We start from the raw sequence: 18,740 nt of genomic DNA, 5'->3' as shown, positions 1-18,740 counted from the left end.
CGCGCCGATCAGCCGCACCCGCCGCCCGGGGGCCGCGCCCCCGCCGCCGGGCGGTATCCGGCGGATCTGCCGACGCTGGGGCATGGTTCCACACACCTCTCGGGAAGGACGGGCAGATCAGGCAGGAGGGTCAATCTCGATCGAATCCCCGACAGAAAGTCCATCGCGTACGACCAGAAGTGATCAAAGACGCTCAGGCGGACGGCCCGCCCTCGGGGGCAGGCCGTCCGTCATCAGGTCGAACGATCTTCGCGCCGACCGGTTACGGCCCGCGCCCGCTGTTTTGCGCGCTCAGTTGCGGCGGTGCGCGATCTCCACGTTCTCCAGCACGCCGACCGCGTCCGGCACCAGGATGGCGGCCGAGTAGTAGGCGCTGACCAGGTACGAGATGATCGCCTTCTCGTCGATGCCCATGAAGCGGACCGACAGCGACGGCTGGTACTCGTCCGGGATTCCGGTCTGGTGCAGGCCGATGACGCCCTGGTTGTCCTCGCCGGTACGGATCACGATGATCGAGCTCGTGTTCTCCTTGGTGACCGGGATCTTGTTGCAGGGCAGGATCGGTACCCCGCGCCAGGCCGGCACCTGCTGCCCGCCGAGGTCGACGTGGGTGGGGTACAGCCCACGGGCGTTGAACTCCCGGCCGATCGCGGCGATGGTCCGCGGGTGGGCGAGCAGGTAGTCGGGGTCACGGCGGCGGTTGAGCAGCTCGTCCAGGTCGTCCGGGGTGGGCGGGCCGGAGTGGGTCTGGATGCGCTGGTCGAAGTCGGCGTTGTTGAGCAGGCCGAACTCCGGGTTGTTGACGATCTCGTGCTCCTGGCGCTCGCGCAGCGCCTCGATGGTCAGCCGCAGCTGGTGCTCGGTCTGGTTCATCGGCTGGTTGTAGAGGTCCGCGACGCGGGTGTGGACCTTCAGAACGGTCTGCGCGACGCTCAGCTCGTACTCGCGCGGCCTGAGCTCGTAGTCCACGAAGGCGCCGGGCAGCTCGTACTCGCCGTGGTGGCCGGCCGACATGGCGATCTCGGCCTCGCCGCGCTCGTTCTGCGCCTGGAGCGGCAGCGCCAGGAAGCTCTGGAGGTGCTCCTGGAGGCTGGGGGCGTTGTCCCGGATGGCGGCGAAGTCCGACCGGGTCAGCGTCAGGGCGACCCCGGAGGTGGCGGTCTTGGCGGTGAACTCCCAGGTGGCGTCGGGGTTCAGCAGCGCGTCGTCGCCGAACCGGTCGCCGTCGCCGGCCACGCCGACCACGGTCTCGTCGCCGTACTTGCCGGTGCCGATCTTGTTGATCTTGCCGTGGGCGATCAGGAAGATCCGGTCGGCGGGCTCGCCCTGGGTGGTGAGCACCTCGCCGGGGCCGAAGTCCCGCTGCTGGCAGCGGTCGGCCAGCGCGGTGAGGACGTCCTCGTCCTCGTAGCCGCGCAGCAGGGCCAGCTCGCCCAGCTCGTCCGGGATCACCCGGACCTGGGAGCCGGTCTTGATGAACTCCACCACGCCGTTGCCGACGGTGTAGGTGAGCCGGCGGTTGACTCGGTAGGCGCCACCGGCCGCCTGGACCCAGGGCAGCACCTTGAGCAGCCAGCGGGAGGTGATCTCCTGCATCTGCGGTGCGGACTTGGTCGTGGTGGCAAGGTTCCGTGCGGCGGCCGTCGCAAGGCTCTGCTGCTTGGCCTGCACTGCCTCCGGGCTCGTGTCCACGGTCATCGGCAGTGGTCTCCATTCCTGTGGTCGGGTCACGCGCCCAGGGGCATACCGGCCCGCCCGGGCGCATGCCATGACGGATCATCAGATCCGCGTGATGGTGGGGGCGTTGGCGATGTGCGCGAAGTGCGGCCGCCGTCTCCCGGCGGCCCATCCGGAACCCTAGATCACCAAGGCCCGGCCGGGCCCGCACGGCGGCCGACTACCCCCCGATAGGGTGAATCTCGCCCGGTCCGCCCGCATCACCTCAGGGACTGGAGGAACATCCGTTCGCCCCCGCGACCCCCGTACCCCCCAAGGCCTTCCGGCCCCGGCCGCGGTCCGCCGAGCGGCCCCGACGGCCGCCGCCCGGCGTCAACCCGGCACACCGTCCCGGCGACACGATCCGCATGGCGCACCCCACGCGGACGGCAACGCGAACGGCCCGTCAGATGCCGGCACGGGGGACGCCGGCATCTGACGGGTGAACGGGGGTGCGCAGTGGGGAGCCGCACCGGGGAGGGGACGCGGACGGCACCTACCGTGCCGCCGGATCAGGCACAGGCGACCTGGGTGCCGGGGACGTTGACGATGCCCGAGTTGTTGGACTCGCCGCCGCTGTACTCGTAGTACAGGTAGGAGTAGAAGTCGATCCGGGTGGCGGGGCCGCAGGCCGAGTCGGGCGCGACGGCGTACGTCACCGTGAAGGCGCTGCTGGCGCCGGGGGCGAGCGGCACGTTGTAGCGGGCGATGCCGCCGTGGACGTTGTCGCTGCACCCGTTGGTCTGGGTGCCGCAGGCGGTCGCGGCGAACTTGAGGCCGCTCTGCAAACTGGTGCCGTAGGTCTCCTGGACGCTCTGGTAGACGAACTGGATCGGGGTGTCGTACGGATTGGTGAGCGTCAGCGTGAGCGTGAACTCGCCGCCCCGGACGGTCGTCTGCTTGTCGGAGACGGCCGTGAGGGGCAGCGGGGTGTCGGCCCGGGCGGCGGGGGCGGCGGACAGGAGCAGACCGACGACGAGGGCCGGGCACGCGGCGAACGCGGCGCGGCTCAAAGGTGTTCTGCGCATGACCAAGGAGCGTAGGCGCCGCCATCGCCGAGGTTGCCCTCCTCGGCCCGGGTCCGTACCGACGCAGCAGCGGCGGGCGGACACCGTGAACCGGCCGCTCTCGTTCCGCCCCCGCCGGCCCGCCCGGGGGCCTATGCTTCGCCGCCGCCCGCCTGAGGACGCCCCCGGGCCCCGGGGATCCCCCTCAGGCGGATGGCGGCAGGATGTCGCAGAGCGCGCCGAGCGCCGCCGGGTAGGCGTGGTCCGGTGGCGTGGCATAGCCGACCACCAGGCCGTCGACGGCCGGCATCGCCGCCTCGTCGATCGCCGGGTGCCGGTAGTCGGCGAGCCCCTCGACGGCCAGGCCCCGGTAGGCGGCGGCCTTGAGCACCGAGCGTTCGGTGCCCGGCTCCAGGCGCAGCACCGCGTGCAGGCCGGCCGCGATGCCGGACACCGCCACGTGCGGGGCGCGGTCGGCGAGCGCGGCCACCAGCTGGTCACGGCGGTCCCGGTAGCGGCGGCGCATCCGGCGCACGTGCCGGTCGTAGCCGCCGGAGTCGATGAACTCGGCGAGGGTCAGCTGCTCCAGGGCGCTGGCCCAGCCCTCGCGTTCGCCCTTGGCGGCGAGCACCCGGTCCACCAGGTGGTCGGGCAGCACCATCCAGCCGAGCCGCAGCGCGGGGGTCAGGCTCTTGCTGGCGCTGCCGAGGTAGACCACCCGTTCCGGGTCGAGCCCCTGGACGGCGCCGACCGGCTGGCGGTCGTAGCGGAACTCGCCGTCGTAGTCGTCCTCCAGCACCAGCCCGCCGCGTCCGCGCGCCCAGTCGACCACGGCGGCGCGCCGGCCCGGGTGCAGCGGACCGCCGGTGGGGAACTGGTGGGCGGGGGTGAGCAGTGCGGTACGGACCTCCGGGTGCCGCGCCAACTCGCCCGCTCGGGCGCCGTGTTCGTCGATCGGCAGTGGCACGGTGGCGACTCCGGCGGCGGCCAGCAGCTCCCGGTGGAAGCCCAGCCCGTACGCCTCGACGGCCAGCGGGCCGTGCTCGGCGGGCGGCAGGGCGGGCAGGGCGCCATCGAAGAGCAGCCGCAGCGCGTGGGCGAAGCCGGAGCAGATGACGATCCGGTCGGGGTCGGTGCGCACCCCTCGGGCGCGGGCGAGGTAGTCGGCGAGGACGGTGCGCAGTTCGCGCCGGCCGTGCGGATCGCCGGGCCCGAAGGCCTCGTTGGGGGCGGCGGTGAGGGCCCGGCGGGCGGCGGCGAGCCAGGCGGTGCGCGGGAAGGAGGCGGCGTCCGGCCGGCCCTGGCGCAGGTCGTGGGCGGGCCCCGGCCGGCGCGAGGGGCGGCGGGCCCGGGTGGACGGGGCGGGGTCGGCCCGTTCGGCGACGGTGGTGCCGGAGCCCTGCCGGGCGGTGAGCCAGCCCTCGGCGACGAGTTCGGCGTAGGCCTCGGCGGCGGTGTTGCGGGCCAGGCCGAGGTCGGCGGCGAGGGCGCGGTAGGGCGGCAGTCGGGTGCCGGGGGCGAGTCTGCCGCTGCGGATCGCCTCGCGCAGGGCCGCCATCAGGGCGGCTCTGCGGCCACCGGTGGCGGGGAGGTCGAGGTGCAGGTCGTGGCCGGTCGGGTGGGCGGGCCCGGAGGGGTGCGTGCCCCGCGTGTCCGTCATGGTCACGCACCCTACCCGCCGCCCCGAGCGGGCCCGCCCGCGCCTCCTTATAGGGGGACGGGTCCTCGGGTCCAGCGGGAGAGGGGCCCTACGGAACGACGGTGACCGGCCAGCGGCCCGCCTTCACCAGCCGGACCGCCACCGAGCCGATCACCTTGTGCCCGGCCTGCTCGGAGACGCCGACCACCACGGCGTCGGCGCGCAGCTCGTCCGCGAGCTTGGCGAGCCCGGTGTACGGGTCGCCGCGCATGGTCAGGAACTGCCAGTCCACCCGCCACACCTCGCGCACCCGGTGCTCGGCCTCGCGCAGCGCCGCCAGCAGTTCCTCGGCGATCTCCTGGGTGGTCTCCTCCACCGCGGCCCCGGCCAGGGCGGTCGCGGCGCCGAGGATCGGCTGGATGTACGCCACGGCGAGGACGGCGCCCTGCCGGCGGGCCAGGCCGGCGGCGTAGGCGGTGGCGCGCCAGGAGGAGTCGGAGCCGTCCAGGCCGGCCAGCACCACCTTGGGGCCGTCGGTGCCCAGCTCGAACCCCGTGGGCGCGGGCGCGGCCTCGTGCCGCCCGGCGCCGATCGGCGCCCCGGCGGTGGCCGCCCGCCCCGAGCCGGCGTCCGCCGCCCCGCCCGTACCGGCGTCGACCTCTCCCTGGTCCGCCGTGTCCGCCGCATCGTTCTCGTTGCTCATGGGGCCGAGGCTATGCCCACCCGACACCGGGAGTGACGGCAGGGGGCACTCCGGGTGAGCGCTGTGGTGCGGACCACCCGGGCGGGCGGCCGGGGCGACGGAACCGGTACCGGCGGCGGGCCGATCGTCACGCTCCGTCGACCGTGTGGGCGGCCTCACAGGGGTTCCTGGGCGGCCTCGCAGTGGCGCGGGCCACTTCCGGGGCTATTTTGATCTTGGAAATGGGTGCAAATCGGGCGAAAACAGCACATTTCCTTGATTCTTACCATCGGTAACAGCCCTCTGACGTGGCTAAACCTTCGAATCCTTGAAACCGCCACGACCACCCCCGTAACTTCGAACCCGTTGCACCGAGCGATTCGCTCCGGCCGGGCCCCAGGCCCCCGAGCGCAACGGTGCCGGACCACGCGAGTGACGTGTCCCCGAAACCGACGGCCTTCCGAGGGCCTGGTTCCGCGCGCTCGCAGACTCCTCCGAAAGGAAACCCATGACCTTCCGTAACGAGACTGCCGCTGCCACCACCACTGCCACCCCGAAGCGTCGCAACCGCGTCCGGATGGCTCTGATGGCCGGGGCGCTCACCGCCCTGCCGGTCGCCGGCCTCGTCACGGCCACCGGCGCGTCCGCCGCGCCGGCTTCGGTCTGGGACAAGGTCGCCGCCTGCGAGGCGACCGGCAACTGGGCCGTCAACTCCGGCAACGGCTTCTACGGCGGCCTCCAGTTCACCTCCAGCACCTGGGCCGCCTTCGGTGGCACCGCGTACGCCCCGCAGGCCCACCAGGCCACCAAGGACCAGCAGATCGCCATCGGTGAGAAGGTCCTCGCCGCCCAGGGCCCCGGCGCCTGGCCGGTCTGCTCCGTCAAGGCCGGTCTGACCAAGTAAGGCCGCGCGCCACGAGGCCGCCGCACCCCACCCGGGGTGCGGCGGCCTCGTCGCGTTCCGGCGACGGCCGTTCGTCAGGACGACCGGGCCGGGAGCGGCAGCGGGATCGCGGGCAGGCCGTCGATGCTGGTGCCGACCAGCGGCTTGCGCGCGCAGTAGGCGCCGAACTCCTCCTCGTCCTTGCGGTCGAAGTACTGGGCGTGCAGGTCCCGGTCGGCGCGGTACTCCATGAACGGCACCGCGTACCCGCAGGAGTCGCTGACCCTCTCGGCCTTGACCAGCACGATCGCCCGCAGCCCGGAACCGTCGGCGGTCGGGTCGAAGTGGCCGAGCAGCTCGGCGAACCGCGGGTCGTCGCGGAAGACCGGCTCACCGTGCCCGTGCACCCGCACCACGGTCGGCGGGCCTTCGAAGGCGCAGAACATCAGGGTGATCCGGCCGTTCTCCCGCAGGTGGGCGACGGTCTCGGCCTGCGAGCCGCCGAAGTCCAGGTAGGCGAGGGTGAGCTCGTCGATCACCACGAGGGTCCCCGACCGTCCCTTGGGAGAGAGGTTGACGTGCCCGTCGGCGGCCAGCGGGGCGGTGGCCACGAAGTAGACCGGCTGGCGTTCGATGAACTGGCGCAGCCTGCCATCGATGCTTTCGTACTGCTTTCCCATGGGCGCGATTCTGCCAAGCTCCCCGTCCGACGGGAAGGAGGGCCCGGATCCCGGGACGGGCCCGGCCGGAACACGGGGACCGGCCGGTGGGAGGGACCGGCCGGTCATGGGCGGGGACGGGCACCGGCGGCGCCGACCGGTCAGTGCTTCATGTAGACGCTGTCCATGAACTCGATGATCTGCTGATCGGTCAGCCGCTGGCCGTCCCGGTGGCCCATCGCCAGGTCGGCCTCGCTGATCATGCCGACCAGCCGCTCCCCGTCGATCACCGGGATCCGCCGGATCTGGTGCTGCTCCATCTTGCGCAGCACCATCTCCATGGTGTCGTCGGCCCGCACGCAGTGCAGGTGGCCGGACAGCTCCATGGCCGTCATCTTGGCCGGGTCCTTGCCCTCCGCGATACATCGCAGCACGATGTCTCGGTCGGTGATGATGCCCTTGAGCTTCTGGTCGTCGCCGCAGATCGGCAGCGCGCCCACGTGCTTGTCGCGCATCATCCGCGCGGCCTCCTCCAGCGTCTGGTGGGCGCCGATGCACTGGGCACCGGTGTGCATGATGTCTCGGGCAGTGGTCACGGGGACTCCTTCGTCGGTGGTTCCCCCCGGCTGTCCCCCCGCATCCCCCCGGCGGTGCTCCCGGCTCCCGCCGTCAGGGGCGGGGAGGGGTGTGTGACCGCGCCCTCACCATAAGCAACCCCGCCGCCGCCCGCGACCGCTGCGCCCGCGCCCTGCGGGCGGTCGGCGGGCGGTCAGCGGCGGACGCAGAGTGGGAGGTAGCGCAACCGGCACAGCGACCCGCCTCCCGAGGAGTGAGTGAGCCATGGACGCCACCGAGACCCCCGCCCCGCAGGTCTGGCCCACCCTGCGCGCCACCGACGCCCCCGCCCTGATCCGCTTCCTGGTCGACGCCTTCGGCTTCCGGGAGGTCGTCCGCTACACCGAGGGCGAGCTCGTCACCCACGCCGAACTCGCCTGGCCCGAGGGCGGCGGCGTGATGCTCGGCTCCGACCGAGAGAGCCCCGAGGGCGCCGAACCCTGGCCGGGCCGACCGGGCTGCTTCACCGCGTACGTGGTCACCGCCGACCCGGACACCGTGCACGCCCGGGCGGTGGCCGCCGGGGCCCGGATCACCACCGGGCCGTACGAGACCGACTACGGCTCGCGCGACTTCGCCGCCGCCGACCCGGAGGGCAACCGCTGGTACTTCGGCACCTACCCGGGCACCCCCAGGCCGGCCACCCGCCCGCAGGAGTGAGGCCGTGCCCCAGATGACGGTGGACGGGCGCGCCCTCGCCCTCTCCCACCTCGACAAGGTCTACTACCCGCGCACCGGCACCCCCAAGGGCGAGGTGCTGCGCTACTACGCCGCCGTGCACACCGCGCTGCTCCCCCACCTGCGCGACCGCCCGGTCTCCTTCCTGCGCTGCCCGGACGGCGTCGAGGCGGAGGTGTTCGTCGCCAAGAACCCGCCGCCCGGCACCCCGGACTGGGTGCGCACCGTCGACGTGCCGAGCAACACCGGCGAGCTGCGCCAGGTGGTGCTGGAGGACGGCGCGGCCCTGCTGGCGCTCGCCAACCTGGGCTGCCTGGAGCTGCACGTCCCGCAGTGGCACGCGGCCGCGCCCGCCCTCGCCGACCGGCTGGTGCTGGACCTCGACCCCGGCGAGGGAGCGGACCTGCTCACCTGCCGCACGGTCGCGCTGCTGCTGCGCGAGCGCCTCGCCGCGGACGGCCTGGCGGCCTGGGTGAAGACCTCCGGGTCCAAGGGCCTGCACCTGCTGGTCCCGATCGAGCCCACGCCCAGCACCCGGGTCTCCGGGTACGCGAAGGCGCTGGCCGCCGCGCTGGAGGCCGAGCACCCCGACCTGGTGGTGCACACCATGGCCAAGGCCCGGCGCCGGGGCCGGGTGCTGGTCGACTGGTCGCAGAACAACGCCAAGAAGACCACCGCCGCGCCGTACACCCTGCGGGCCCGCCCGCTGCCGACCGTCTCCACCCCGCTGGCCTGGGCCGAGCTGGAGCGGGCCGGCGCCGAACCGGACCTGGTGTTCACGCTCGCCGAGGTCCCCGACCGGCTGGCCGCGCACGGCGACCTGCTCGCCCCGCTGCTGGACCCCGAGCGGGCCCGGCCGCTGCCCGGCGCGCCCTCGGCTGCGGGCCAGGCCGGTGCGCCGGCGGCGACGAGGCCGGCACCCGCGGCGCGGCAGGTGCTCCACCCGCCCGTCGAGGTGATGCGCCCGGCCGCCGCCACCGCCGTGCCGCCCGCCGACGGCCTGGGCGGCGGGGGCGTGCAGTACGAACTGAAACTGGACGGCTTCCGCTGCGTCGCCTTCGCCCGGGGCTCCCGGCCCGCGTACCTCCAGTCCCGCAGCGGCCGCGACCTGGCCCCCGAGTTCCCGCCGATCGCCGCCGCCGTCGCCCGGCTGCCCGAGGGGCTGGTGCTGGACGCCGAGCTGGTCGCCTGGCGGGACGGCCGGTTCGCCTTCGGCGAGCTGCTGCACACCCGCCAGGCCCGCGCCGCCGCCCCGGAGGTGGCGCTCGGGCTGATCGCCTTCGACCTGCTGGCGCTGCCCGGCCGGGACGTCCGGCGGCTGCCGCTCACCGACCGCCGACGGCTGCTGCTCGCCGCCCTGGCCGATGTCCCGCCGCCGATCCAGCCGGTGCTGGCCACCACGGACCGGGCCGAGGCGCTGGAGTGGATGGAGCGGCTCGCCGACACCGGGGTGGAGGGCCTGGTCTGCAAGGCCGCCGCCGCCCCGTACCGGCCGCGCGGCGCGGGCCGGGTCTGGGTCAAGTACCGGCGCGGCGACACCCTCGACGCCACCGTGCGGGCCGTCACCGGCCCGGCCGCCCACCCGCACGCGCTGATCCTCCAGCTCGACGACGGGCGGGTGTTCCTGACCACCCCGCGGCTCACCCCGGTCCAGTCCCGCGAGGTCGCCGAGGTGGCCCGCCCACTGCTCGGCCCGCCGAGCACGGACCCGGACCACGGCCCGGTCCACCCGCTGACCGCCCCGCTGCGCGCCGAACTCACCCTCACCGGCCGCCCACCCGCCGCCACCTTCGTCCGGCTGCGCGGCGACTGACGGCCTCCGTCACCGCCGGCGCTGCCCCGCGTGGGCGAACTCCGTCACGAAGGCGTCGTCGAACAGCGACAGATCGGCCGGCTTGCGGCTGGTCACCAGCGGCCCGGGGCCGTCGTGGCAGACGTGGACCGGCTCGTCCACCCAGTGGGCGCCGGCGTTGACCAGGTCGGTGCGCAGGCTGGGCCAGGAGGTGAGGGTGCGGCCGCGCACCGCGTCGGCCTCGATCAGCGTCCAGGCCGCGTGGCAGATCGCCGCGACCGGGCGGCCGGAGGCGCAGCAGGCGTGCACGAAGGCGACCGCCGAGCGGTCCAGGCGCAGCCGGTCGGGGTTGGCGACGCCGCCGGGCAGGACCAGCCCGTCGTAGTCGGCCGGATCGGCGTCGGCGACCAGGGCGTCCACGGCGAAGGTGTCACCCGGGGCGCGGTGCCGGACGGCCTGGACCCGGCCCTCGGCGGTGGACAGCAGCCGCGGGGTGCCGCCGGACTCGGCGACCGCCTGCCAGGGGTCGGTCAGTTCGATCTGCTCGGCCCCGTACGGCGCGACCAGGAAGGCAATCGTCCGGCCGGTGAGCGTGGTGGACGGCCAGCCCATGGCGCGGGCCCTCAGCGCGGGTGCGGGGAGGTCAGGTCGACGGCCGCGGGCGGGGCGGTGCTGAGCCTGGCGCGCGGGCAGTCGAGGTGGAGGGCGCGGTCGAGGTGGTCGAGCCGGGCGACCAGACCGGCCGGGACGAGCACCCGGGCGCCCGGCACCCAGGGCTGGGCGTCGACCAGCAGGTGGTCCCCGGCGTCCTGTTCGACCCGGCCGACCGGGCCGTCGGTGGCGTGCACCTCGTACCCGACCAGGGTGACGTCGGCAGCGGAGTGGGAGCCCGGGCGGTGCTCCCACAGGTCGGTGGTCATCGCTTCACGCCTCCGGTCTGTCCCAGGGCCGCCGTTCGCGGCGCTCCCGACGCTCCTGGTCCCGATCCCGGGTCTCCGTCGGGTCCACGGGTTCGGGGTGGCCGCCGTGGGCCGCGCCGCGGCGGCGCAGCAGTTCGGAGGTGGCGACCGCGGCCGCCACCGTGGCCGCCCAGACCACGCCGAGCGCGACCAGGACGGAGGTGACCGGGGTCCGTACGCCCACGCCGAGGCAGATCGCCGTCATCACCAGGGCGGTCACCACCACCCCCGCCGAGAGCCGCTTCCCGACGGCTCGCAACACGCTCCGGACCTTGCCAGGCGGCTTGGCGCCCATCGTGCTCAACTTCCGGTCGAGCCGTGTGTCCTGGCGCAGATCGGACTCGATCTCCTCAAGGAGCCGCCGCTCCCGTCCGCTCAACGCGGGTCCGTCCATCTCGGTCACCTCCGACACTTCCGGTGACGTGTTCGCACCGGGGCGGTTTCCCGGTACGGGCAGGCGCTAACCGTTCCCGGTACCGCCCGTTGCGGCGCCGACGGGCCCGAAGGCCCGGGGGCGGGCGAGCAGGCTGTCGTCCAGGACGCTCAGCAGCGCGGCGGCATCGCGGTGGACCTCGGCCGCACCCGCCGCCCGCAGCTCCGGACCGGTGTCCCGGCCCGCCACCAGGGCGACGCACGGCACCCCGGCCCGCCGCGCCGCCCGTACCTCGCGCACGCTCCCGGCGACGGCGACGGCGTGGGAGGGCCTGCCGTCCACCAGGTCCAGCGCGGCCCGCACCGGGTCGCCCCCGGGGTCCGCCACGCTCAGCGCCGGTGCCCCGGCCGGGCCCGGCCCGGTCAGCACGACCGTCCACCCCCGGGCGGCGCACTCGCGCAGCAGCTCGGCACCACCGGGCAGCGCCGGCTGCCACCAGTCGGTACCGAAGAGAGCCGCCGAGATCACCGTCATGGCCACCGTTCCCGTTCACGGGCGACGCACCGAAACGCGCCCTTCCAGGTTAGGCCGCTCCCCCGCCCGCGCGCAGCGCGCGGAACCCGCCGGGGCCTGCCGCCGGGCCCGGGGACGGGGGCCGGTCCGGACATCGCGCTGGTGCCCCGCCACCCCCGGACGGGCGCCGGGTGGCAGCCGTCCGGGGGCGCCGTGCCCGTCCCGCCGGCCGCCGAGGTGTGGACGTACCTGGCCCTGCCGGAGCTGCGGGCCGTCGGCCGGCTGCCCGCGGGCGTCGAGCGGGACGACCCCCTGCCGCTGCGGCCGCCGCACCTGTTCGAGCCGGACCGGCGGCTGCTGCTCCACCGGCTGGCCCGGCTGCCCGCCGTCCGGGAGCCGTGGCTGCGCGCGATCCACGACCGGCCGGCCCGCCGGCTTCCGCACTGAGGCACCCGGACGCCTTGGCGGCACCGCACGGTGCGGGTCCGAATCACGAACTGGTCAGGCCCGGCCCGCCGGCCCTAGGGTGGCGCTCCATCACATTGGTATCAGTCCAGGAGCACCTCCCCGATGTCCCATCCCGCTGTCTACTGCTCGCCCAGATCGAGCGCCATCGCCGCCACCGTTCTGCTCGGCGTGTGCGCCGCCATGAGCCTGGTCTCGCTCGGGACGGGATTCCTCGCGTACGCGGAGGCCGGCAGGCTCGGTGACACCGAACTGTCCGACGCCTCCGCGCTGTTGGACGTGACCGACCTCTACGGCAACATCGGCGTGGTCCACCTGCTGGTCCTGCTGGTCTCGATGGTCACCTTCATCTCCTGGTTCCACCGGGTCCGGGTGAACGCCGAGGTCTTCGACCCGCGTGGGCACCGATTCAAGCGCGGCTGGGCGATCTGGGGCTGGATCATCCCCATCGTCGCCCTCTGGTTCCCCTGGCAGATCACGGCCGACATCTGGCGGGCCTCCGCCCGGCCGGACGAGTCCGGCGTGCGCTTGCCGCACGCCCAGCCGCTGCTCAACCTCTGGTGGGCCTCCTTCGTGCTCACCAACCTGATCGGCCGCCTCGGCAGCGAGTACGAGAGTTCGGCGGAGTATGCGGACACCTATCAGGAGGCCGTCGTCTGGCTGATCGTCTCCGACCTGGTGGAGCTGGTGTCGGCGGGCCTCGCCATCGTCCTCGTCCACCGGCTGACCGCGATGCAGGAGAAGCGGTTCACCGAGAACGCCGGCCGGGCGTACGCGGTCCACGGCGCGACCGTCTGGGGCTGACGGCGGGCGCTCAGTCGGTGAAGGGGTCCGAGGCCAGCCGGGCGTGCAGGTGCTCGTCCACGTAGACGCTCCCGTCGTAGGTGTAGGAGCCGCGCAGGGTGCCCTCGTACGGGAAGCCTGCCCGCTCGGCGACCCGACAGGAGTCCCCGTTGGCGACGGCGTGGTACAGCTCGAAACGGCGGACGCCTGCGTGCTCCGCCGCCCAGCGGGTGACGGCGGTCGTGGCCCGGGTGGCCAGGCCCCGGCCTCGGGCGGCGGCGAGCAGCCAGTAGCCGATCATGGCGATGCCGTCGTCCCGGTTGGTCCACCCCAGGTACGTGTTGCCGCACAGGCTGCCGTCGGCGGCGTCGATGATCGCGAAGGTGGCCGCGGTGCCCTCGGCCCACCACTTGTCGCTGCGGGCGAGGTAGGTCTCGGGCACCACCGGGCCGTCGGCGCCGAGCGGGCTCCAGCGGGCGACGGCCGGATCGGCCGAGGCGGCGAGCAGGGCGGGCCCGATGCCGCCAGCGACGTCGAGGTCGGGCCCGAACGGGCGCAGCAGGGCGTCGCCGAGGTCGAGGACGGTGCGGCGGAAGAGGCGTCGGTCGGTGTCCGTGGTGGTCATCCGGCCTTCCTATCCCCCGGGCCCCCGCACCCGCCAGCGAATTCCGGTGCGGGGGCCGCCACTTCCGTACGTCAGATCCGGGCCAGGTACCCGTTCTCCACCAGCCAGAGCACGTTCGGCTTGGCCGGGCCGCCGGGCAGCAGGGTGCCGTCGAGCTGGTACTGGAGGCCCCAGCCGGGCTGGTTGAACCACGGCGCGATCGGGCCGGCGTGCACCGTGAAGGCCTTGACCACCTTGTAGTCGTGGTAGTTGCAGGCGGCCGGCGGGGTGCTGTCCAGGCTCTGCGGCGGGAGCGCGCGGTTGGCGTAGGGCAGTCCTTCGGGGGCGAGGTAGGCGCCGTACTCGCTGCCGTAGCGGTCGATGTTCTGGTTGGGGTACAGCGTGAGCTCGAACTCGATCGGGCTGCCGTCGGGCAGGGTCGCGTAGCCGTCGGACGGCGGGTATATCCAGCCGCCGTTGCCACCGTTGCCGGCCGGGTCGTAGTACTTCGCCAGGAAGGCCTGGTCGCTCGCACCGCCGGTGCGCTGGTAGCCGGCGAGCTGGCGGCCGACCGGGCCGGTGGTCGGGAGGTCGGCGGGGCCGAGGCGGGCGTCGTCGTGGCGGAAGGCGGCGGAGCACTGGTCGGAGGGGGTGGCCGCCGGGGCCGCGACGGCGGCGGGCACGGTCACGGCGGTGAGGGCGGCGGCCGCGGCGAGCGGCGCGACGAGCAGGCGAAGGCGAAGGCGCACGGTGTCTCCGTCGAACGGGTCAGCGGTCGAAAGGGGCGAAGAGGCAGCCGTGGAGGGGCGTTGCGTTCACCCTCCGTGGCTGGTTCGACACCAGGCAATCGGATCATCTGATCATTCGTCAACATGATCAGTCCGACCGCTCGTTCGACTCAACGGAATGAGCCGAACCCGGGACACCGGAACCGCCCACCCGCGAGGATGGACGGTCCGGCGCCGCCGGGTCACGGGTCACCTCCCGGGGGCGACCCGCCCGAGCAGGTGGAGCAGCCGGTCCAGGGCGTCCTTGGAGTTCGGCTCGGTCAGGTTGACCATCAGCCGGAACGCCACCTTCAGCAGCGCCGGGTTGCCGAGCCCGGCGGCCCCGGCCGCGCCGAGCAGCCTGGGGCGGCCCATCAGGTCGGCGGCGAGGCGGCCGAGCGCGAAGTAGCCCGCGTAGGCGGAGCGCAGCGCCTGCGGGTAGGCGCGCAGGGCGATCTCACGGCCGCGGTCGGTGCGGCGGGCGAGGGCCTGGACGATGGTCTCGGCGGCGTAGCGGCCGGACTCCATCGCGTAGGCGATGCCCTCACCGGTACCCGGACTGACCGTGCCGCCCGCGTCACCGACCAGCAACAGGCCGTCCGCGTAGTGGGGTTGGCGGTTGAGGCCCATCGGCAGGGCGGCGCCGCGGATCGGCTCGGTGACCGCGTCGGGGGTGTACTTGTACTCCGGCGGCAGGCCCTCGCACCAGCGGCGCAGCAGTTCCCGCCAGTCCACCTCGGTCTTGGCGGTGTCGAGGACCCCGAGGCCGACGTTGGCGGTGCCGTCGCCCATCCCGAACACCCAGGCGTAGCCGGGCAGCAGGCGCCGGGCCGGGTCGTGGGGGTCGCGCAGGTCGAGCCAGGCCTCCAGATAGCGGTCGTCGTGGCGCGGGGTGGTGAAGTACGTCCGGTAGGCGACGCCCATCGCCCGGTCGGTGCGGCGGTAGCGCCTCATCGCCACCGACAGGCGGGTGGAGTTGCCGTCGGCGGCGACCACGATCGGGGCCCGGTAGCGCACCGGCCGGCGCTCCTCGCCCAGCTTGGCGGTGACGCCGGTGATCCGGCCGGTCCGCTCGTCCAGCAACGGGCCCGTCACATTGGCGTGTTCGACGACCCGGGCACCGTACGAGGCGGCCTTGCGGGCGAGCAGCTCGTCGAAGTCGGCGCGGCGCCGGACCAGTCCGTACCCGGGGTAGGCGGAGAGCTCGGGCCAGTCGAACTCCAGCGAGCGGTGCCCGGCGATCAGTCGCAGACCCCGGTTGTGCAGCCAGCCGGCCTCCTCGGAGACGTCGACGCCGAGGTCGGTCAGCTGCTTGACGGCACGCGGGGTGAGGCCGTCCCCGCAGACCTTCTCCCGGGGGAAGACGGACTTCTCCAGCAGCAGGACGTCCAGTCCGGTCCGGGCCAGGTGGGCCGCGGCGGTGGAGCCGGCCGGACCGGCGCCGACCACGATGACGTCGGCGCTCTCCTCGGCCCGGGCGGCCTCCTCGCTCCGGGCGGCCTCTTCAGGCTGGACGGTCTGCTCGGGCCGGACGGTCTGCTCTGGGCCGGGCATCGCACTCTCCCACGGGTCGGATCGGCTGCACGTACGGCGGAGTCCACGGACTCGGCGGCTCCGGACGGACGATAGAGAACCCCGCCCCCGGCCCGCCGCCCCGACACGCAGGCCGGCCCGCTGAGCGGTCAATACCGGCCACCGTGGGCTCGCGGGGCCACCCACCGGGCCGGGGGTCGGAGCCCGGCCGTCCCACCAGCCCCCCTCCAGGCCAAACGTCCCTAATCAGGTAATCAGATCGTTGCAATGAACTAGTCGGACCAATCGCCGTTAGCGATGCATTTCGGCCAAACCTCCCTTGCGTCGCGATTCCCACTGCGGGAACTGTTGTGCCGCCCCCGTCGCGCAACACCGGCTCCCGTCGAACAGCGGCCGGAGGCTCCCTCCCCGCCGCCCAGGCCCGTCCCGGCCTGCCGTACCCGATGGACAACCGATGCACCTGCGCTCCACCGCCGCGCGCTCCCTGGTGGCCGTCCCCACCGCCGCCGCGCTCCTGCTGCTCGCCCCCGCCGCACACGCCGTCGCGGGCGGCAAGGGCGGCGCCCCCGGCAACAACGGCACCGTCAAGATCCACGATGCCGCCACCGGCCAGGAGGACGTGCGCAACGAGCCCAAGGTGTGCACCTTCTACCTGGACTCCTTCGGCTTCGACGCCAACCAGGACGTGATCTGGGCGATCGCCACCGTCGGCCCCAAGGGCGAGACCCTCGCCGCGTACGGCGACATCCCGGTCGACCCGCACGGCCACGTCCGGACCGAGGACATCCACCTGCCGGACGGGCACTACAAGCTCTACTGGCAGTCGGTCGAGCTGGTGAACGGCCAGCTACCGAAGGACGCCGAGCTCAACAACCCCAAGCACAAGGTGTTCAAGGTCGACTGCGGCGGGCAGACCCCGACCCCGACCGGCAAGCCCTCGGCGTCCGTGTCGCCGACCCCGGTGAAGACGCCGTCGACCAGCCCGTCCACGGTGCCGTCCCACAGCCCGTCGACCCCGGCGACCACTCCCGCGACCACCCCGGCGACCACTCCGGCCACGCCGAGCGCCAGCGCGAGCCCGACCGGCAGCCCGAGCCCGCAGCCGACCGAGGCGCCCACCGAGACGCCGACCACCACCCCGAAGCCGCTGCCGCCGACCACCACCCCGACCACCCCGGCGACCACCGCTCCGACGACGGCCCCGCCGACGGCTCCGGCCAGCGAGGAGCCCACCGTCCCGGCGACCACTCCGGCGACCACCCCGGCCACCACCGCCCCCAGCGGCGCCCCGAGCCCGGCCCCGTCCGACGCGCCGACCGGCACCGTGCCGGTACACAAGCCCTCCACCGAGACCCCGGTCAACCCGGAGCAGCCGCTGATCAAGCCCGACAAGGTCAGCGTCCCCACCCCGATCCCGGGCTCGGACGGCAAGAAGCTGGCCACCACCGGTAGCGACGGCACCCTGCTCTACGCGGGCGCCGGCACCGTGCTGCTGGTCGGCGGCGCGGGCGCGGTGGTCTACGCCCGCCGTCGCCGCACCTCCTGACACACCGACACACCGACACGCTGACGCACCCGCCCCGGCAGGGTTCCGCCCCCACGCGGACCCCTGCCGGGGCGAGGCGCTACACCCCGGCCCGCGAGCGGCTGCGGTACCGGGGGCTTTCACCGTCACCCCGGCGCGCACCCCTCGAAGGGTTCGTCGGCGCTCGCGCCGGGAACGGCGAGGGGCCCTGGCCACGGGGGTGGGCCAGGGCCCCTCACCCGGTATCACGGCCGGCGCCGCGTCCCGGGTTCACCATCCGCATCACCAGTCCCACAGGAACCATCAGCACCACCCGCCCGGGCCCGGGAACGCCGGAAGCCCCTGGCTCGCGGGGGCGACGGGCCAGGGGCTTCCACCTGCGACTACGGCCGGCGGGCCCTCACGGGTTCAGTGCCAGCACCACATACCCCGCCAGCACCGCCAGGTGCACCGCGCCCTGGAGCGGGGTCGCCCGGCGCGGGATGACGGTGAGGGTGAGCAGCACGATGGTCAGGCTCAGCAGCACCATGTGCGCCGGGTCGAGCCCGAGGACGAGCGGGCCGGAGAGCCAGCTGGAGGCGATCGCGACCGCCGGGATGGTCAGGCCGATGCTGGCGAGCGCCGAGCCGAGGGCCAGGTTGAGGCTGGTCTGCACCCGGTTGCGGACGGCCGCGCGCAGCGCCGCGATGGTCTCCGGCAGCAGCACCATCATGGCGATCACCACGCCGACCACGGCGTGCGGCAGACCGGCGTTGTCCACCGCGGTCTCGATCGTCGGCGACACGCCCTTGGCGAGGCCGACCACCGACACCAGGGCGACGGCGAGCATCAGCAGGCTTACCCCGGCGGCCCGCAGGGTGGGCGGGGAGGCGTGCTCCTCCTCGGCCAGCACCCGGCCCTCGGGGGTGACGGGCAGGAAGTAGTCCCGGTGCCGGACGGTCTGGGTGGCGACGAACAGCCCGTAGACGACGAGCGAGGCGGTGGCCGCGAAGGTGAGCTGGGTGGTCGAGAACTGGGGGCCCGGCGAGCTGGTGGTGAAGGTCGGCAGCACCAGGCTGAGGGTCGCGAGGGTGGCGATGCAGGCCAGCGCGGCGCCGGTGCCCTCGGCGTTGAAGACGGCGGTCCGGTACTTGACCGCCGCGACCAGGATGGACAGTCCGAGGATGCCGTTGCAGGTGATCATCACCGCGGCGAAGACGGTGTCCCTGGCCAGGGTGGAGGACTTCGCCCCGCCGTCGGCCATCAGCGTCACGATCAGCGCGACCTCGATCACGGTGACCGCCACCGCGAGGACCAGGGACCCGAAGGGCTCCCCCGACCAGTGCGCAATGACCTCGGCGTGGTGCACGGCGGCCAGCACGGCGCCCACCAGGAAGCAGGCCACCACGGCCACCACCCAGCCGGGCAGGTCTTTGTGCCAGGTCACGGCGAGGACGAGGAACGACACCACCGGAACGACGACGGTCCATTGCGCGATGTTCGCGCGGAACTTCGTGATCATGCCGCCGAGGATCCCAGACCGGAGGCCCGTCACCCGGGTGCCCGCG

General features: G+C 74.0%; 19 protein-coding genes and 2 pseudogenes. 7 read left to right on the top strand and 14 right to left on the bottom strand.

Annotated elements, in window-relative coordinates; all coding sequences use genetic code 11:
* Nucleotides 1-291 precede the first annotated feature (291 nt).
* From QWJ13_RS18905 to QWJ13_RS18890, 4 genes are all read right to left on the bottom strand, one after another.
* Nucleotides 292-1,698, bottom strand: coding sequence for a family 2B encapsulin nanocompartment shell protein (locus tag QWJ13_RS18905; RefSeq protein ID WP_316525818.1), 1,407 nt, complete (start codon nt 1,696-1,698; stop codon nt 292-294).
* Between the two features lie 530 nt (nt 1,699-2,228).
* A complete protein-coding gene (locus QWJ13_RS18900) occupies nt 2,229-2,744 on the bottom strand; it encodes a hypothetical protein (protein WP_316525817.1) in 516 nt (171 codons plus the stop codon).
* Nucleotides 2,745-2,928: 184 nt separating this feature from the next.
* Complete coding sequence (gene pdxR / locus QWJ13_RS18895; protein ID WP_316525816.1) at nt 2,929-4,383, bottom strand: MocR-like pyridoxine biosynthesis transcription factor PdxR; 1,455 nt, start codon at nt 4,381-4,383, stop codon at nt 2,929-2,931.
* Nucleotides 4,384-4,471: 88 nt separating this feature from the next.
* Nucleotides 4,472-4,954, bottom strand: coding sequence for a universal stress protein (locus QWJ13_RS18890; protein WP_316526025.1), 483 nt, complete (start codon nt 4,952-4,954; stop codon nt 4,472-4,474).
* Nucleotides 4,955-5,621: 667 nt separating this feature from the next.
* On the opposite strand from QWJ13_RS18890, the pseudogene QWJ13_RS18885 reads away from it, so the two are divergent.
* A pseudogene (locus QWJ13_RS18885) lies at nt 5,622-5,945 on the top strand (transglycosylase family protein); the annotation flags it as partial.
* A 77-nt stretch (nt 5,946-6,022) separates the two neighbouring features.
* Here QWJ13_RS18885 and QWJ13_RS18880 read toward each other — a convergent pair.
* The gene (locus tag QWJ13_RS18880) at nt 6,023-6,607 is read right to left on the bottom strand and encodes a pyridoxamine 5'-phosphate oxidase family protein (RefSeq protein WP_316525815.1); all 585 of its coding nucleotides are present in this window, start codon (nt 6,605-6,607) and stop codon (nt 6,023-6,025) included.
* Nucleotides 6,608-6,747: 140 nt separating this feature from the next.
* On the bottom strand, nt 6,748-7,182 hold the full coding sequence (locus tag QWJ13_RS18875; protein WP_316525814.1) for a CBS domain-containing protein: 435 nt from the start codon (nt 7,180-7,182) through the stop codon (nt 6,748-6,750).
* A gap of 244 nt (nt 7,183-7,426) precedes the next feature.
* On the opposite strand from QWJ13_RS18875, the gene QWJ13_RS18870 reads away from it, so the two are divergent.
* The 3 genes and pseudogenes from QWJ13_RS18870 to QWJ13_RS18860 all read left to right on the top strand — a co-directional run bounded on the left by QWJ13_RS18870 (nt 7,427) and on the right by QWJ13_RS18860 (nt 9,692).
* A complete protein-coding gene (locus QWJ13_RS18870) occupies nt 7,427-7,861 on the top strand; it encodes a VOC family protein (RefSeq protein ID WP_316525813.1) in 435 nt (144 codons plus the stop codon).
* A gap of 13 nt (nt 7,862-7,874) precedes the next feature.
* Nucleotides 7,875-8,744 (top strand): annotated as a pseudogene (gene ligD, locus QWJ13_RS18865) (non-homologous end-joining DNA ligase); the annotation flags it as partial.
* Between the two features lie 93 nt (nt 8,745-8,837).
* Nucleotides 8,838-9,692 carry an ATP-dependent DNA ligase gene (locus QWJ13_RS18860; protein WP_316526024.1) on the top strand — a complete coding sequence of 285 codons (855 nt, stop codon included), beginning with the start codon at nt 8,838-8,840 and terminating at the stop codon, nt 9,690-9,692.
* A 9-nt stretch (nt 9,693-9,701) separates the two neighbouring features.
* On the opposite strand, the gene QWJ13_RS18855 is transcribed toward QWJ13_RS18860, so the two are convergent.
* The 4 genes from QWJ13_RS18855 to QWJ13_RS18840 all read right to left on the bottom strand — a co-directional run bounded on the left by QWJ13_RS18855 (nt 9,702) and on the right by QWJ13_RS18840 (nt 11,537).
* On the bottom strand, nt 9,702-10,283 hold the full coding sequence (locus QWJ13_RS18855) for a type 1 glutamine amidotransferase domain-containing protein (protein ID WP_316525811.1): 582 nt from the start codon (nt 10,281-10,283) through the stop codon (nt 9,702-9,704).
* Between the two features lie 11 nt (nt 10,284-10,294).
* On the bottom strand, nt 10,295-10,591 hold the full coding sequence (locus tag QWJ13_RS18850; RefSeq protein ID WP_316525810.1) for a PRC-barrel domain containing protein: 297 nt from the start codon (nt 10,589-10,591) through the stop codon (nt 10,295-10,297).
* A 4-nt stretch (nt 10,592-10,595) separates the two neighbouring features.
* Nucleotides 10,596-11,024 carry a DUF3040 domain-containing protein gene (locus tag QWJ13_RS18845; RefSeq protein ID WP_316525809.1) on the bottom strand — a complete coding sequence of 143 codons (429 nt, stop codon included), beginning with the start codon at nt 11,022-11,024 and terminating at the stop codon, nt 10,596-10,598.
* 66 nt (nt 11,025-11,090) lie between these two features.
* Nucleotides 11,091-11,537 carry an HAD family hydrolase gene (locus QWJ13_RS18840; protein WP_316525808.1) on the bottom strand — a complete coding sequence of 149 codons (447 nt, stop codon included), beginning with the start codon at nt 11,535-11,537 and terminating at the stop codon, nt 11,091-11,093.
* A gap of 192 nt (nt 11,538-11,729) precedes the next feature.
* Between QWJ13_RS18840 and QWJ13_RS18835 the strand changes: the two genes are divergently transcribed.
* Nucleotides 11,730-11,963, top strand: a complete 234-nt coding sequence (locus QWJ13_RS18835; RefSeq protein WP_316525807.1) for a hypothetical protein — start codon at nt 11,730-11,732, stop codon at nt 11,961-11,963.
* Between the two features lie 123 nt (nt 11,964-12,086).
* Nucleotides 12,087-12,785, top strand: coding sequence for a DUF4328 domain-containing protein (locus QWJ13_RS18830; protein WP_316525806.1), 699 nt, complete (start codon nt 12,087-12,089; stop codon nt 12,783-12,785).
* Between the two features lie 10 nt (nt 12,786-12,795).
* On the opposite strand, the gene QWJ13_RS18825 is transcribed toward QWJ13_RS18830, so the two are convergent.
* From QWJ13_RS18825 to QWJ13_RS18815, 3 genes are all read right to left on the bottom strand, one after another.
* Nucleotides 12,796-13,389, bottom strand: a complete 594-nt coding sequence (locus QWJ13_RS18825; RefSeq protein WP_316525805.1) for a GNAT family N-acetyltransferase — start codon at nt 13,387-13,389, stop codon at nt 12,796-12,798.
* 71 nt (nt 13,390-13,460) lie between these two features.
* Entirely contained in the window at nt 13,461-14,117 is a 657-nt protein-coding gene (locus QWJ13_RS18820; RefSeq protein WP_316525804.1) for a TNT domain-containing protein, read from the bottom strand.
* Nucleotides 14,118-14,345: 228 nt separating this feature from the next.
* On the bottom strand, nt 14,346-15,689 hold the full coding sequence (locus tag QWJ13_RS18815) for a geranylgeranyl reductase family protein (protein ID WP_316525803.1): 1,344 nt from the start codon (nt 15,687-15,689) through the stop codon (nt 14,346-14,348).
* A gap of 433 nt (nt 15,690-16,122) precedes the next feature.
* On the opposite strand from QWJ13_RS18815, the gene QWJ13_RS18810 reads away from it, so the two are divergent.
* Entirely contained in the window at nt 16,123-17,214 is a 1,092-nt protein-coding gene (locus QWJ13_RS18810; protein ID WP_316525802.1) for an LPXTG cell wall anchor domain-containing protein, read from the top strand.
* A 379-nt stretch (nt 17,215-17,593) separates the two neighbouring features.
* Here QWJ13_RS18810 and QWJ13_RS18805 read toward each other — a convergent pair whose 3' ends face one another.
* Entirely contained in the window at nt 17,594-18,694 is a 1,101-nt protein-coding gene (locus QWJ13_RS18805) for a calcium:cation antiporter (protein WP_316525801.1), read from the bottom strand.
* Between the last annotated feature and the right edge of the window lie 46 nt (nt 18,695-18,740).

It is taken from the genome of Kitasatospora brasiliensis, from assembly GCF_032654805.1.
GTDB classification, from domain to species: Bacteria; Actinomycetota; Actinomycetes; order Streptomycetales; family Streptomycetaceae; genus Kitasatospora; species Kitasatospora brasiliensis.
This window is presented reverse-complemented; position numbering and strand designations above follow the sequence as displayed.